The sequence below is a fragment of the Actinophytocola sp. genome (assembly GCF_049647105.1).
Lineage (GTDB): Bacteria > Actinomycetota > Actinomycetes > Mycobacteriales > Pseudonocardiaceae > Actinophytocola.
In genome coordinates this window covers 1-12,923 of sequence record NZ_JBARWZ010000236.1, presented here as the reverse complement: position 1 = coordinate 12,923, position 12,923 = coordinate 1, and the positions used below count along the sequence as shown (strand labels likewise).

Genomic DNA, 12,923 nt, shown 5'->3' with positions numbered 1-12,923 from the left:
GCCCTCTCACAAGATCATGCGACTTCGACAATCACATGATCAACCAGAGGATCGTGCCTGCTCCACGCAGGTGATCGACTTTGACGGAACCCTGCGGGAACGGGTGGGGGTTGGCATCCGGCCGGTTTCGGCAAAGGCGCGTTCGGGTCGTTGAGCTGGCTTCGCCGATGCGCGAGTCGCTGGCTTCCCGCCACGCTCTCGGGACGCTCAGCCTGGATCCACCGCGGTTCTTGTCGGTTTGTCTGGTCGTGCGATGGGTGTCGGCCTGGTCAAACCCGCTTCTCGGTGTCGGGTGCGCAGCGCCGGTTCAATGCCCTGACGTGTCTTTCAGGGCAGGGCACGGAGGTCGTTTTCCGCTTCCTGCCAGTCGAACTCCGCGTGACTCGGTGCGCCGCCCACGGCGCGGGTCATCAGGTCGTGCGCCTTGCTGTTGCGCGGCTCGGCGGCCAGCACTACCCCGAGGTGCGTGACGGCGTCGTCTCCCCGTCCCGCGCCCACCAGCAGTTCCGCGAGGTGGAGCCGCAGTACGACATCGTCGGGTGCGGCCTCGACGGCTCGTCGCATGCTCACGATCAGTGCGTCGGTCATGGCGTCCCCTGTCGGTGAGAACAGGCGAATCGTAGGTACGCCGCTCACCGCGGACAACCGCCTTCCGGCTCAGCCGGCCACCTTCGCGAGTTGCTCCGGAAGCACGGTAGGCGGCACGTTAGCGTGCCGCATGCCGAGAAGAGCCGAGCTGTTCGCCAGTGAGGACGACCGTCGGTTCCGGAACCCCACGACCGGCGACGAGCGCACGGTCCTTGCCGGGGTGCTGGCCGCACAACGCGCGACGCTGGTGGCGAAGTGCGCCGGCCTCGACGCCGCGCTGGCGGACCGGTCCGTGCCGCCGTCGACGCTGTCGCTTCTCGGGTTGGTCCGCCACCTCGCGGACGTCGAACGCCGCTGGTTCCGTCAGGTGCTGGCGAAGGAGGACGCGCCGCCCCGCTTCTCGACGGATGCCGACCCGGACGGCGACTTCGACGGCGCCACCGCCGACCCGGCGGTCGCCGATGCGGCGTGGGTGGCGTGGCGGGAGGAGGTGGCGTTCGCGGAGACCCTGACCACCGCCGCCCCGGACCTGGAGATCACCGGCGAGGACGGCTGGCGCGGCGCGGTGTCGCTGCGCTGGGTGCTCATCCACATGATCGAGGAGTACGCCCGCCACAACGGCCACGCCGACCTGTTGCGCGAACGCATAGACGGCGCCGTCGGGATCTAGCCACCGCTGTTGATGTGCAGGACCGCGTCGGCCCCGTCGAGCGTGGTCTGGTCCAGGGGGAAGTAACCCTGACGTGGCGTGGTGTCGGTACGCGTGCCACCGGGCGCGACCGCGGTCGCCGCCACCAGGCCCCAGGTGGCGATCCCGCGCTGGAGGCCGCCTTCGTAGGTGTTCGGATCGGGCTCTTCCAGCCCGATGGCAGGGCTGCGGCCGAGGCTGCCGACGACGACGGTGAACCGCTCTCCCAGCAGGGACCCGATGATGGCGCCCGCGCCGAACCAGGTGCGATCCCCGTTGTCGCTCCACGTTCGCCGCAGGTGGGTGTTGTGCGAGAACACCAGCGTCGCGCCCCGACGTGCCTCGACGTCCCGGATGGTGAGGAGGTTCTGCGCCATGAGCACATCCCGGAGGTTGAACAGGTGGGCGATCCGCGTGTCCCGCTCCATGCGTTGCGCGCTCTGCCGGTGGTAACGCAGCAAACCGATACCGGCGGTGAGGTGCGTGTCCGCCCGGTACCACTCGGCGCGTGAGGTCGCCGCGATCAGCACCGGAGCCTTGGCGTAGAGCGCGGTGCGCATGTCGTCTGCGATCACGCGCAGCCGGTCGGCCTCGGCGGTGGCGCCGGGCGACATGGCCGGGTCCATGACCGCCTCCATGCGGCTCCAGCGCTCGTCGTCACCGACGAGGCCCGCGATGTCGAGGTCGAGACCGAGGTAGTCGCGGGCGTGTTCGAGGTAGGGCCGCGGGCTGGGTGCGCTCATCGTCTCCATGACGGCGTCGAAGCCGTGGAAGGACAACCGTTCGTGCGCGGGGCGGCTTTCGTTGTACTCACGCATCCAGGCCACCAGCTGACGGTTGGCGTCCAGGTCCCCGAAGCCGTGCGAGAAGCCGTCCTTCATCGCCGAGTCGAGGGTGCAGGCGCCATCCTGGACGAAGTCGTTCACGGCGAGCGCGGCCACGCGGTCGCTCTCGATGGCGAACGACCGGAAACCGCGGTCGGCCAGCTGAACGAAGAGCTCGTTCCGGACCTGCGCGAAGGCCGGTTCCTGGTGCGTCGGCTCACCGAGTGCCAGCAGGTCACATGACGTGGGCACGAAGTCTCGAAGGTCCTGGGTCATGTGTATGAATCGTATCGTTGAAAGACCCATTGAGACTTCGGGCGACGCTGACGTCCACCCAGTTCGGTAAAGTCTCAAACCGATGATCACCTTGCGACCCTCCGACCTGGCGCGCGAGCACGGCATCTCGACCCAGGCGGTCCGCAACTACGAACGGGACGGGTTCATCCCGCCCGCCGAACGCTCGGAGAGCGGTTACCGGATCTACACGCCGGTGCACGCGGCGGCGCTCCGCACGTTCCTCGCGCTCGTCCGCGCCTACGGGCACGCCGCGGGCGGCCAGATCATGAACGCGCTCCACGACGACCGGCTCGACGACGTCCTGATGACCATCGACCGCGGTCACCACCGGTTGCTCCGCGACCGGGACACCCTCGACGCGGTGCGGAAAGCGGTGGGCCACCTGACAGCGGAGCCGGACGCGAAACCGGTCCACCCGGCGAAGCCCAGGACCATCGGCGACCTCGCGCACCTGCTCGGCGTCACCCAGGCAACCGTGCGGAACTGGGAGCGCGCAGGCATCCTCACCCCCGCGCGAGACGCGGCAACCGGTTACCGCGTCTTCCACGCGAGCGACGTCCGCGACGCGGAGCTCGCACATCTCCTCCGGCGCGGTGGCTATCCGCTGAACCACATCTCCACCGTGGTCGAGCAGATCCGAACGGCAGGCGGAACCGACTCACTGGCCGACGCCCTGGATGACTGGCAACGAAAGCTGACCGCCCAAGGCCTGGCGATGCTGAACGCGGCCAGCCAACTCAGCCATTACCTGAACCTGGTCAACCCGCCACAGTCCGGTTGAGACAAGCCGCCGACCAGGCGCTACGCCACTTCGCCGAGAACCCGGCTAGATGCCAACCCGCCCGCTCCCGACAAGTCGTTCCCACCGTTCGCGGGCCAGGGCGAGCATCGGGGCCGACAGATCGACACCCAGCGCGTGCCCGTCACCGGCCAGGCGGGCGGCGGCGCGGGTCGTGGCACCGCTGCCGGCAGCCGATGTCCAGTACGCGGTCGGCCGGGGCGCTGCCCATCGAGGACACGAAGTCGTAGTCCGCGACGCCTTCCTCGAAGCGGTCCGCCCGGCGCGCCCAGTACTCACCGGACGCACCGTCCCAATAGCCCCGCTGGTCCACATTGGACGGATCGACGCGCATAGCCCTCACCACATGTTCTCGAACCGGGAACCCAGCATCACGCGGGCCATCGTCACCTTGATCGCCCTGCGCAACTCGGTCGGACTGGACAACTCGGGGAGCGTATCGAAGATCTCCTTTCCCACGTCCAGCAACGTCACGCCCTGCGTGCCTTCCTCTGTCCCGAGCACGAACCACACCCAGCTGCGGTACGACTCCGGCTCGGCCGCGCTCCTGTCGTTGCGCAGCATCGGACACAGGAACACCCCGGACACCGACGACACCTGCCGCAGCAACGCCTCCTCGCTGCTCCACCGGCGGGACCGCTCGTGCGTGACGTTCTCCCGCTGGATGCGCAGGAGATCGTCGACGCCGGCGACCCTGACCGTGAAGTCCGGATCGCCCCACTCCACGTCGGAACGGCCGAGGAAGCCGCTGTGCTCGGAGTTGCTGTTCACTGTCACCGATCCGGAGGAGTTGGCGCGCATCGGGCGCCGGCCGACGAGACTACTACCACGGTCCCGGCAACCGGCTCTCGTTCGCCTCGATGACCGAGTGTGCGCTCCCCGGCCATCCACCAACCCACGAACGGCGACAGCGAACGGTTCACGTGGGATAGGACGCCGCGGCTAGGTGGAGTCGCGGATCACCAGGCTGGGCTCGAAGATCCGGGACGTCGGCGGCAGTCCCGGTTCCGCGACGTGCGCGAGCAGCAGCTCGGCCATCGCGGCACCCATCTCCTCGACCGGTTGCCGCACCGTCGTCAGCTTCGGGCGGGCGGCGAGCGCCGCACTGCTGTCGTCGAAGCCCACCACCGCGACATCGCCGGGCACAGTGCGCCCCGTGGACCGCAGCACCCCCAGTGCACCCTGCGCCATCAGGTCGTTCGCCACGAACACGCCGTCGATGTCCGGGTGGGCGGCCAGCAGCGCCGTCATGGCCTCCTCGCCGCTCACCATCGTGAAGTTCCCGGCCACGTTCGGCACGTCGTCACCCGCGATCCGGCGGAAGCCCGCGAGCCGCTCCTGGCTCGCAGGCACGTCCGGCGGACCGGAGATCGTCGCGAGCCGGGCGCGGTCACGGTCGAGCAGGTGCCAGGCCGCCAGCTCCCCACCCGCCGCGTGCTGCATGTCCACATAGGACAGTGGCTGGGTGGTGCGGGCGAACACCACCGCGGGCAACCCGGCCACCGCGAGCATCGCGGGCAGCCGGTCGTCCGGGTGCGTGGTCACCAGCAGCGCGCCGTCGGTGCCACCCTGCCGCAGGTGGGAGACGACGTCGTCACGGGCGGCGGCGTCGTCGGCCAGCATGAGCAGCGGATGCGTGCCGTACCTGCGCAGGCAGTCGACGACACCGCTGACCACGCGGCCGAAGAACGGGTCGCCGAACACGTCACCACCGGCACCGGACACGACCAGCGCGACCGCGCCCGTGCGGCGGGTGACGAGCGAGCGGGCCACCCGGTTCGGGGTGTACCCGGTCTTCTCGATCGCCCGCCGCACGGCCTCCTGGATGTCCCGGTCGACGTTGCGGATGCCGTTCACCACCCGCGACACGGTCGCGCGCGACACCCCGGCGACCCTGGCCACGTCCTCCAGCGTCGGCGTTCGCCCCGGCGTACGTGCAGTCATGCGCCGATCTTACGGGAGAGCGCTCTCCAGTGGAGTCAACGCTGGTAGACACCCAGCTCGTACAGCGAGTAGCCCCAGCCGGTGCCCCGCCCGGTGCCGTACATCCGCACGTACCGGCCGGTCGCGGTCACGTCGATGCTGTCGACGCCCCCGTCCCCGCTGGTCGTCGAGTACACCGACCGCCAGTCCGTCCCGTTGTCCGACACCTGCAGGTCATAGGCCCGCCCGTAGGCACCCTCCCACACCAGCTGCACGTGCTGGAACGTGGTCACCGCGCCGAGGTCGACCGCGACCCACTGCGGGTCGCTCCAGTCCGACGCCCAGCGCGAGGTCAGCGACCCGTCGACGGTGTTCGACGGCGGGAACGGCGCCCCGTCGCCCACCTGCTGGTACGACGACGCGGTCGCGGGCTTGCCGCGTGCCACGTTCGTGCCCTGCGGGTTCGGCGCCACGACCCGGAACGACCGCGTCTCGATGCCGACGTTGCCGCGCCCGTCGCGGGCGTACACGTACACCTTCCACACGCCGAGCCGATCCGGCGCACGCACGGTGAACGGGCCGCTCCCGGTGAACGACGCGGGCACGATCGCACCGGCGTTGTCGATGTACTTGCTGTTGAGCCGGATGTCGTAGGAGATGGCGTCCCCGTTGGGATCCGACGCACCGACGTCGATCGTGAAGGTGCCACCCGCCGGCACGTCGGTGACGCGCGAGAGATCCATCCGCGAGATCACCGGCGGGGTGTTGCCACCCGGGTTGCCGCCGAACGCGGCCGCGACCGAGTAGTAGGACAGCCGCTTCTCGTTGCCCGGCACCAGGTTGAACCACACGCCGCCGAAGTCCTGCTCGGTGCCGTAGTGGAACAGCGTGCCGCCGAGCGCGACGCCGGTGTGCGAGGTGAGACAGTCCCACGCGTGGCGGTAGCCGTCCCGCTTGGCGACATCCGTTGGCTCGGTCGGCACGCCGTTGACGTCGTCCGGCACCTCCCACTCACCGGCGGGACCGCCCTCGGTGAGGATGTACGGCTTCGTGTAACCGCCCGCCTGCCAGTCGTTCTTGACCTGACACACCGCGTTGTACGCGTTCACCGCGTACAGGTCGAGGTCGGGCGCGTTCGCCTTGTAGTACGGCCAGGCACCTGTCCACGCGTCGGTCGAGGTGACCGGGTGGTTCGGGTCGATGCCGTGGATCGCGCGGGCGACGTCGTTGACGAACCGCGTGTAGGCGTTGCGCTGGTTCTCCAGCTCCGTGCCGGAGAAGCAGTTCTGCATGCCGAGCACGGACTCGTTGCCGACGTTCCACATCAGGACACCGGAATGTCCTTTGTAGACGTCAACCCAACGGGTGAACTCGGCGAGCATCGTGGACTTGTAGTTCGCGTCGGTCACGTAGTTCACGCAACCGCCGCTGCCAGGGCCACCGCCGGGCTGCAGCCAGAAGCCGGCGATCACCTTGACGCCGTTGGCGGCCGCCGCGTCGAACAGCGGCGCCGACGTGCCGTCGGTACCCCAGGTGCGGACGGTGTTGACGCCCATCGCCCGCAGGTCCGGCATCCGTTGTGCGGCCTCGGAAACCGGTGGTCCCCAGGTGAGGCCCTTGACCTGGAACGGGGCACCGTCGACGGTGAGCTGCCAGTTGCCTTGTGAGCCGGTCACCCGGACCACGCTCGCGGCCGCGGCCGCGGGTTGTGCCGCGACCGTGAGCAGTCCGGCGAGCAAAGCTAGGACCAGCGCGAGAGCGCGCTTCATTGCGACTCCTCAGCAGGGTTCTCGGAGTGGGTTCGGAGAGCGCTCTCCCACTCAGTTCCGAGTGTTGCGGGCAGATTGCACGCATGTCAAGGGCAACCTTGACACCGACCGCTACGCTCATGGGAGAGCGCTCTCCCTCGCCCCTGCCGAGGAGGAGTACACCCTGATGAGACGACATCTCGCGCTCGCGGCGACCGGACTGGCCGTCGTGGCGCTGCTGAGCACGCCTGCCGCGGCCGACCCCGCGGACGACGTGACGCACCACGAGTTCCAGGTCAACTGCGACGTCACGCACCGGCTGCCCGACGATCCGATCGTGCTGCCGAACCTGCCTGGCGCGTCGCACGAGCACAGCTTCACCGGCAACACCACGACGAACGCGTACACGACCCTGCAGTCACTGCAGGCCGCGGGCGTCGGCGCCACGTCGTGCCTCGCGCCCGACGACCTGTCGGCGTACTGGTTCCCGACCATGTTCAACGGGAGCACCCCGGTGATCCCGAACTTCAAGCAGGTCATCTACTACAAGTCGGGCATCATCAACTACCAGGACGTGCGGCCGTTCCCGCCCGGCCTCCGGTACGTCGTCGGCAGCCCGCAGTCCACTTTGGAGCAGTTCCGCGACCACCCGGGCCGCGTGGAGGGCTGGGAGTGCGGTAACAGCTCCTTCAACTGGGACTTCCCGCAGAACTGCCCGGCGGGCACGCAGCTGAACGTGCGGTTCCAGGCCCCCAGTTGCTGGAACGGCACGCAGCTCGACTCGGCGGACCACAAGACCCACATGGCGTACCCGGTGAACGGGGTCTGCCCGTCGTCGCACCCGAGGCCGGTGCCGATGCTGGAGTTCAAGATCGCGTTCCCGGTCGACGGGAACATGAGCCAGGTCCGGCTCGCGAGCGGTCGTGGTTTCACGTGGCACTACGACTTCTTCAACGCGTGGGACGAGCCGACGCTCGCCGCGCTGGTGAGCCACTGCATCAATGGCGGCCTCCAGTGCGACCCGCGCGGCTTCGACCTGTACAAACCGAACCGCGGCAGGGTCCTCGGCGACAACTACCGGCTGCCCGGCAGGCCGTGATCGTCGATCACCGGCACCGGTCATGTGGTCTGACCGGTGCCGGTGGTCTTTGCGGCACAAGGGATTGAGCCGGGCGGAACGGGGTATTCCGGTGGCAAGAAAGATCCCCAGAAAGGATCCCCCGCCATGCTCGCGATCCTCGCAGCGGTTCTGTTCGCCATCGCCCTGATCATGGATCTGGCCGAAGCCTCCTCCGGCATCGCAGCCAGCGCTTTCGTTACCGCGGGTCTGCTGTGCCTGGCACTGCACATGGCCGGCGTCGCCACCCGGCTGCCCACCAGGAACGGCCGCCGCTGGTCCACGCGCCGCTAGTGCCCCGTCCAGGTGGATTGGGGTGATTATCGGCGGATCCCGGTGTTCGCTGGCAAGGCGCCGAAAGGTCCTCGTACCGGGTTGTACTCGGGCCTTTCGGCAACGCGGCCAGCGGGCGCCGGGGCCGTCGAGAATCGTGCCGTATCCGCCTGGACGGGGCACCAGGTCCGGCATCGGGGTGATGCCCTTGTCCTGCCGGGTGACGCGGTCCGTGCCCCTGTCGCACAGGGGCTACGTTCCACGACTGTGCGGACCGGCGACGTGCTAGCTCAACACCCCGTGCCAGAAGGGCAGTGGCCAAACCACGCCGCCGACGCGACCCGGATCGTCTTCCCTGGCACGGGATACGACGGTCCGGGTCGCGCGGCGGGCGGCGTGGTGTTCCTGCCGGTCGGCTCGCCGCCGCCGGGTGGCTGGCCGGTCATCAGCTACGTCACCGGACTCGGCCCTGGGCTGGCCGGGCCGGAACGCGTGCACGCCGACCGCTGGCTCACCGCGGGTTACGCCGTCACCGTCGCCGACCACCACGACCTCGGCCCGCACCCGTACCTCAACGGTGAGGCCGTCGCCGACGACGTGGTCGACATCGTCCGCGCGGCAAGGAAAGCCGACCCGCACGTCGGCAGGACGTGGCTCGTGGCCGGGTTCGCGCGTGGCGCGCACGCGGCGTTGTTCACCGGACTGGTGGCGAGCCGCTACGCGCCAGAGCTCCACTTCCGCGGCACGGTCGCGATCGCGCCGCCCGTGCACCCGACGCGCCTCGCCGCCGAGCTGACCGCCGACGGCCGCCGTCCGGTGTCGCCGCTGGTCCCGTTCCTGCTCGCGGGCGTGCCCGCCGGGTTCCTGACCGGCACCGGGCGCGCGCTGGTGTCGCTGGCCGCACGCGCCACGTTCGGCGAGGTCGCCGAGGCCGCCCGCGCACTCACCAACGACGATGGCGGGTTCACCGAGCTGCACCGCAGGCCCGGCATCGCGCAGGCGCTCGACGTGTGCCGGGTGCCGGTGACCCGCATGGACCGCCCGGTGCTGCTCACCGCGGGCGACGCCGACGACGCCGTGCCAGCCGACGTGGTGGCCCGCTACTACACGGACCTGCGCCACGCGGGTGCGGACGTGCGGTTCGACCGGCACGACACCACCCACCTCGGGTTGCTGCTCGCTGGCCTGGACGACATCCAGGCCTGGGCGCGGCGGCCCGGTTTCGGGCGCCGCGCAAGCGATCGCGACGGCAGGCTCACCGGCGACGACTTCGCGGTGTGCGCACTGCGGCTGGTGCAGGCATGCGGCGAGCCGCCCGGATCACCGGCCGCGCAGGCGGTGCGCCGGGGCTATGCCGCGCTGTGGCGGGAGGTCGCGGCACGTTCGGGCGCGACGGTCGACCAGCGGGAGTTCCTGCACGCGCTGGACTCCGCCTGCAACGGCGGGTTCGAGACGGAGCTGCACCACCTGGCGGATGCGGTACTGCGGCTGGCGGAGGGCAGCGACTCGGTGCCCTCGACCGAGATCGCGGCCGCCGTCCGCGACCCTGGCCGCACCGACGACTGGCTCTTCGGCCAGTTCTGACCCGCTCGGCATCCAGCGCGCCGGAAATCTGGCACATGACTCGGCGGCCCAGCCTTCTGGATCCACCGACTACGCACCGAATTTCCGGCGCGGGACACTAGCTCACCGGTGGTAGCTGAGCAGTACCGCACGCTCGTCGAACGCCCGCGTCCGCGCCAGCGTCAGGTCGAACCGCTCGGCGAGCGGGAACACCCGCTTGCCACCACCGAGGACGACCGGGTGCACGACCACCTGGTACTCGTCGATCAGGTCCAGGCCCGCGAGGGTGGCCGCCAGCCCGGCACCGCCGGTGAGCAGAAGATCCTTGCCAGGCTGTGCTTTCAGTGCGCGAACCTCGGTCTCGACATCGGCGGCGACCCGCGCGCCCCAGCCTGGCGCGGTGAGGGTGCGGGAGAAGACGACCTTGGGCATCTCCCGCCACACCTTCGCGAACGAGAGGTCGTGCGGGTGGTCGGAGATCTGGTCGGCGGTCGGCCAGTAGCCCGCCATCAGCTCCCACACGATCCTGCCGTACAGGAACGTGTCGACCCGTTCGTTCATCGCGTCCGAGTACGCGCTCAGCTCAGGACCCATGGCGGGCCAGTCGAACTCGCCGTTCGGGCCTGCGATGAAACCGTCGACCGACGTGTGGACCCAGTAGACGACCTTGCGCATTTCCTGCTCCTTCCCTGGTGGTTACGGGAACTGGTCGGAGCGGGTGCTGGGATCTCTACATCAGCGGGCGAACTCGGTCACGACTTTCTCGCGCAGTGTCTCGCTGCGCTCCGGGTCGGTGGCGGTGATGACGACGACCAGGTCGTGTTCGACGACCACCTGCTGGCCATCGAAACCAATGGCCGCGAACGTCTGCGGGCTGTCCGGGTCGAGCCACCACCCCGCGCCGTACTGCTCGCTGGTGGTGCTCGGCTCGCGGCTGTACTCGACCCAGTCCGCTGGCAGGATCCGGGTGCCCCGCCACTCGCCGCCGAGGCGGTACAGCTCACCGAACTTGGCGTAGTCCAACGGGGTCGCGGCCGCGCCGTACCCGCCGAGCCAGTTGCCCGCGTCGTCGAACGACAGCGTCACCGCCATGCCGAGCGGGTCGAACAGCTCGCGTTCCAGGTAGTCCCGCAGCCCGGCGCCGCCGCCGCCGACCGCGTCCTGCAGTGCCCGCGCGACGATGAAGGTGCTGCCGGTGCTGTACAGGAACGTGGTACCCGGCGGGGTGGCGAGAGGTTGCCGCGCGGAGAACGCGGCGGCGTCGCGGCCGCTGGTCGCCGCGCCGATGTCGGTGTCCTCGTTCCACCGCAGCCCGCTCGACATCCGCAACAGGTGGTCCGCGGTGATCGCGGCACGTGGGTCGCCCTGCGGCCACTCCGGCGCGCGGACGGGCGCCCGCACGTCGAACTTCCCGTCCCGCACCAGCAAACCGGCTGCGGCGGAGGTGATGCTCTTGGCGACCGAGTACGACGGCATCTGCGCGTCCTGCGCGTCCGCCGGGTTCGGGCTGTACCGCTGGTAGACGAGTTTTCCTTGCCGCACGACGACGATCGCCCGCACCCGCAGCGGACCGCCGGCCGCGAACGCGTCGTCGACGGCCTTGTCGACCTCCGCCCTGTCGACACCGTCCGGCCACTCCCCCACCGGCCAGCCGCCGGATGGCAGCGCAGGCGTCTCGGCGGGTGATGGCGGTGGCGGCGCGGCCGTGCATCCGCCGACGAACACGAGCAGAACTCCCAGGCACACCGGAACACGCCACCCCATGCCAGGACCGTACCGCTCGGGAGGCGCGAACAGGTCCGGCCGGACACCCTCTCCAGAGTCAGTGGAGGTGAGCGCCGGGCGCCTGAAAGGCGTGCTCTCCCTCAGCCCCGCTGGAGCGAGGACGGGAGCGTGAACCCGTCGGGACCCGGCGGGAAGTCGTGCGCCGCGACCACGGCCGCGGCCGGGATCGGGCCGTACACGTGCGGGAACCACGGCCCGCCCGGGATCGGCGGCGAACCCGGCTCCCAGCGCAACGGCACGTCGAGCTTCGCGGGGTCGATCTCGAGGAGCAGCAGGTCGGTGCGGCCCGCGTACAGCCGGTCGGCGGGCAGGTGCACGGTGCCGGGATCGGAGCAGTGCACGAACCCCTCGGTCGCCAGCGACGGCGCGGTGACCGGTTCGCCTGGCCGGTACGCGTCTCGGTCGGTGATGTGCAGGATCACGCGACCACGCTAGCCGGTGGGCCCGACCCCCTGACGGGCCCACCGGTCACGACTGTGCCCGGCCGACGTCGCAGGTTCGTGGCGAAAACGTTGAATGCGCTGATGAGTGCCGGTGGCCCGGACAGACCCGGGCCACCGGCGGGGCGGCCGAGGTCCGAGTGAGCCGTCTCGGGCTCGGCCTGAGCGACCACCGGAGTGGTCGCTGGTCTGGGTGGGAGTGGGTTCGGGACCGGGATCTGGGGTCGTGGACCCGAACCCACTCCGTCCGGTCAGCCGCCCTTTGACGGCGGTTCGGCGCCGCTGGGGGGCACGGCGGTTGCGGCGCCGAGGGCAGGGCTGCCCGGAGTCTTCTTCTTGGTGTGCTGCTCGGGGTCATCGTCGTCAGGAGGCGCCGGGCCGCCAGGCGGGCCGGGTGGGCTGATCTCGGGCGGGCGCTCGTCGTCGCCATGGTCGTCGTCGCCCGGTGGGCTTGGCTTGACCGGCTTGGGGTCGACCTCCGCGCAGAACCCGGGGACCGCCTTCCGTCCGCCCGCCGCCTCGACCAGTGCGCGGAACGCCGGGTTGTCGAGCTTCCCCCGGCCGTGCGCCGCGTACGCCCGGCACAGGCCGACGATCGACGGGTCCGGCGTGGCGCGCGGCCGTCCGCCGCCTGTCACGCCGGTGTCGGGTGTGTTCGGCGCCGGGGGCGGGGTGGTCGTCACGGGCGGCGCGGTGGTCGTGGCCGGTCGCGAGGTCGTGGTGACCGGGGGTGGGCTGTCCGGGGTGGTCGACCACGGCGTGAGCACGCCGCCAGTCGCGGCGAGCACGATCCCGGTCGAGGCCGCGGCGGCCAGCACGATCCCGGCCTTGACGGTGACCACCCGCGCGAGCACGGTCCGCAACGCCGAGGGCCGGGC

General features: G+C 70.3%; 14 protein-coding genes and 1 pseudogene. 5 read left to right on the top strand and 10 right to left on the bottom strand.

Features of this window, described 5'->3' with window-relative positions:
- Positions 1 to 327: 327 nt before the first annotated feature.
- Positions 328 to 588 (bottom strand): tetratricopeptide repeat protein, encoded by a 261-nt coding sequence (locus WBA97_RS28335; protein ID WP_424233998.1) that lies wholly within the window; start codon positions 586 to 588, stop codon positions 328 to 330.
- Positions 589 to 718: 130 nt separating this feature from the next.
- On the opposite strand from WBA97_RS28335, the gene WBA97_RS28330 reads away from it, so the two are divergent.
- Positions 719 to 1,258, top strand: a complete 540-nt coding sequence (locus tag WBA97_RS28330) for a DinB family protein (RefSeq protein WP_424233997.1) — start codon at positions 719 to 721, stop codon at positions 1,256 to 1,258.
- Here the strand turns inward: WBA97_RS28330 and WBA97_RS28325 are convergent.
- Positions 1,255 to 2,376, bottom strand: a complete 1,122-nt coding sequence (locus WBA97_RS28325) for an erythromycin esterase family protein (protein WP_424233996.1) — start codon at positions 2,374 to 2,376, stop codon at positions 1,255 to 1,257. The two genes, WBA97_RS28330 and WBA97_RS28325, sit on opposite strands and share 4 nt — an antisense overlap.
- Before the next feature lie 82 nt (positions 2,377 to 2,458).
- Between WBA97_RS28325 and WBA97_RS28320 the strand changes: the two genes are divergently transcribed.
- Complete coding sequence (locus WBA97_RS28320; protein ID WP_424233995.1) at positions 2,459 to 3,178, top strand: TioE family transcriptional regulator; 720 nt, start codon at positions 2,459 to 2,461, stop codon at positions 3,176 to 3,178.
- A 142-nt stretch (positions 3,179 to 3,320) separates the two neighbouring features.
- Here the strand turns inward: WBA97_RS28320 and WBA97_RS28315 are convergent, their stop codons facing one another.
- From WBA97_RS28315 to WBA97_RS28300, 4 genes are all read right to left on the bottom strand, one after another.
- A complete protein-coding gene (locus WBA97_RS28315; protein ID WP_424233994.1) occupies positions 3,321 to 3,530 on the bottom strand; it encodes a hypothetical protein in 210 nt (69 codons plus the stop codon).
- A gap of 5 nt (positions 3,531 to 3,535) precedes the next feature.
- The gene (locus WBA97_RS28310) at positions 3,536 to 3,967 is read right to left on the bottom strand and encodes a hypothetical protein (protein WP_424233993.1); all 432 of its coding nucleotides are present in this window, start codon (positions 3,965 to 3,967) and stop codon (positions 3,536 to 3,538) included.
- 171 nt (positions 3,968 to 4,138) lie between these two features.
- A complete protein-coding gene (locus WBA97_RS28305; protein ID WP_424233992.1) occupies positions 4,139 to 5,140 on the bottom strand; it encodes a LacI family DNA-binding transcriptional regulator in 1,002 nt (333 codons plus the stop codon).
- Positions 5,141 to 5,175: 35 nt separating this feature from the next.
- A complete protein-coding gene (locus WBA97_RS28300; RefSeq protein ID WP_424233991.1) occupies positions 5,176 to 6,888 on the bottom strand; it encodes a discoidin domain-containing protein in 1,713 nt (570 codons plus the stop codon).
- Between the two features lie 166 nt (positions 6,889 to 7,054).
- Between WBA97_RS28300 and WBA97_RS28295 the strand changes: the two genes are divergently transcribed.
- From WBA97_RS28295 to WBA97_RS28285, 3 genes are all read left to right on the top strand, one after another.
- Positions 7,055 to 7,966, top strand: coding sequence for a DUF1996 domain-containing protein (locus WBA97_RS28295; RefSeq protein WP_424233990.1), 912 nt, complete (start codon positions 7,055 to 7,057; stop codon positions 7,964 to 7,966).
- A 126-nt stretch (positions 7,967 to 8,092) separates the two neighbouring features.
- Positions 8,093 to 8,278, top strand: a complete 186-nt coding sequence (locus WBA97_RS28290) for a hypothetical protein (protein WP_424233989.1) — start codon at positions 8,093 to 8,095, stop codon at positions 8,276 to 8,278.
- A 279-nt stretch (positions 8,279 to 8,557) separates the two neighbouring features.
- Positions 8,558 to 9,841, top strand: a complete 1,284-nt coding sequence (locus WBA97_RS28285) for an alpha/beta hydrolase family protein (protein ID WP_424233988.1) — start codon at positions 8,558 to 8,560, stop codon at positions 9,839 to 9,841.
- Between the two features lie 102 nt (positions 9,842 to 9,943).
- On the opposite strand, the gene WBA97_RS28280 is transcribed toward WBA97_RS28285, so the two are convergent.
- The 4 genes and pseudogenes from WBA97_RS28280 to WBA97_RS28265 all read right to left on the bottom strand — a co-directional run.
- On the bottom strand, positions 9,944 to 10,495 hold the full coding sequence (locus WBA97_RS28280) for a dihydrofolate reductase family protein (RefSeq protein ID WP_424233987.1): 552 nt from the start codon (positions 10,493 to 10,495) through the stop codon (positions 9,944 to 9,946).
- Between the two features lie 60 nt (positions 10,496 to 10,555).
- Complete coding sequence (locus tag WBA97_RS28275) at positions 10,556 to 11,584, bottom strand: serine hydrolase domain-containing protein (RefSeq protein WP_424233986.1); 1,029 nt, start codon at positions 11,582 to 11,584, stop codon at positions 10,556 to 10,558.
- Positions 11,585 to 11,685: 101 nt separating this feature from the next.
- The gene (locus tag WBA97_RS28270; protein ID WP_424233985.1) at positions 11,686 to 12,027 is read right to left on the bottom strand and encodes a DUF952 domain-containing protein; all 342 of its coding nucleotides are present in this window, start codon (positions 12,025 to 12,027) and stop codon (positions 11,686 to 11,688) included.
- Between the two features lie 269 nt (positions 12,028 to 12,296).
- Positions 12,297 to 12,923 (bottom strand): annotated as a pseudogene (locus WBA97_RS28265) (hypothetical protein); the annotation flags it as partial.

Excerpts from the sequence above, each read along its gene's own strand:
- WBA97_RS28335 (WP_424233998.1), bottom strand. The coding sequence starts at position 588 with ATGACCGACGCACTGATCGTGAGCATGCGACGAGCCGTCGAGGCCGCA.
- WBA97_RS28330 (WP_424233997.1), top strand. The coding sequence starts at position 719 with ATGCCGAGAAGAGCCGAGCTGTTCGCCAGTGAGGACGACCGTCGGTTC.
- WBA97_RS28325 (WP_424233996.1), bottom strand. The coding sequence starts at position 2,376 with ATGACCCAGGACCTTCGAGACTTCGTGCCCACGTCATGTGACCTGCTG.
- WBA97_RS28320 (WP_424233995.1), top strand. The coding sequence starts at position 2,459 with ATGATCACCTTGCGACCCTCCGACCTGGCGCGCGAGCACGGCATCTCG.
- WBA97_RS28315 (WP_424233994.1), bottom strand. The coding sequence starts at position 3,530 with ATGCGCGTCGATCCGTCCAATGTGGACCAGCGGGGCTATTGGGACGGT.
- WBA97_RS28305 (WP_424233992.1), bottom strand. The coding sequence starts at position 5,140 with ATGACTGCACGTACGCCGGGGCGAACGCCGACGCTGGAGGACGTGGCC.
- WBA97_RS28300 (WP_424233991.1), bottom strand. The coding sequence starts at position 6,888 with ATGAAGCGCGCTCTCGCGCTGGTCCTAGCTTTGCTCGCCGGACTGCTC.
- WBA97_RS28295 (WP_424233990.1), top strand. The coding sequence starts at position 7,055 with ATGAGACGACATCTCGCGCTCGCGGCGACCGGACTGGCCGTCGTGGCG.
- WBA97_RS28290 (WP_424233989.1), top strand. The coding sequence starts at position 8,093 with ATGCTCGCGATCCTCGCAGCGGTTCTGTTCGCCATCGCCCTGATCATG.
- WBA97_RS28280 (WP_424233987.1), bottom strand. The coding sequence starts at position 10,495 with ATGCGCAAGGTCGTCTACTGGGTCCACACGTCGGTCGACGGTTTCATC.
- WBA97_RS28275 (WP_424233986.1), bottom strand. The coding sequence starts at position 11,584 with ATGGGGTGGCGTGTTCCGGTGTGCCTGGGAGTTCTGCTCGTGTTCGTC.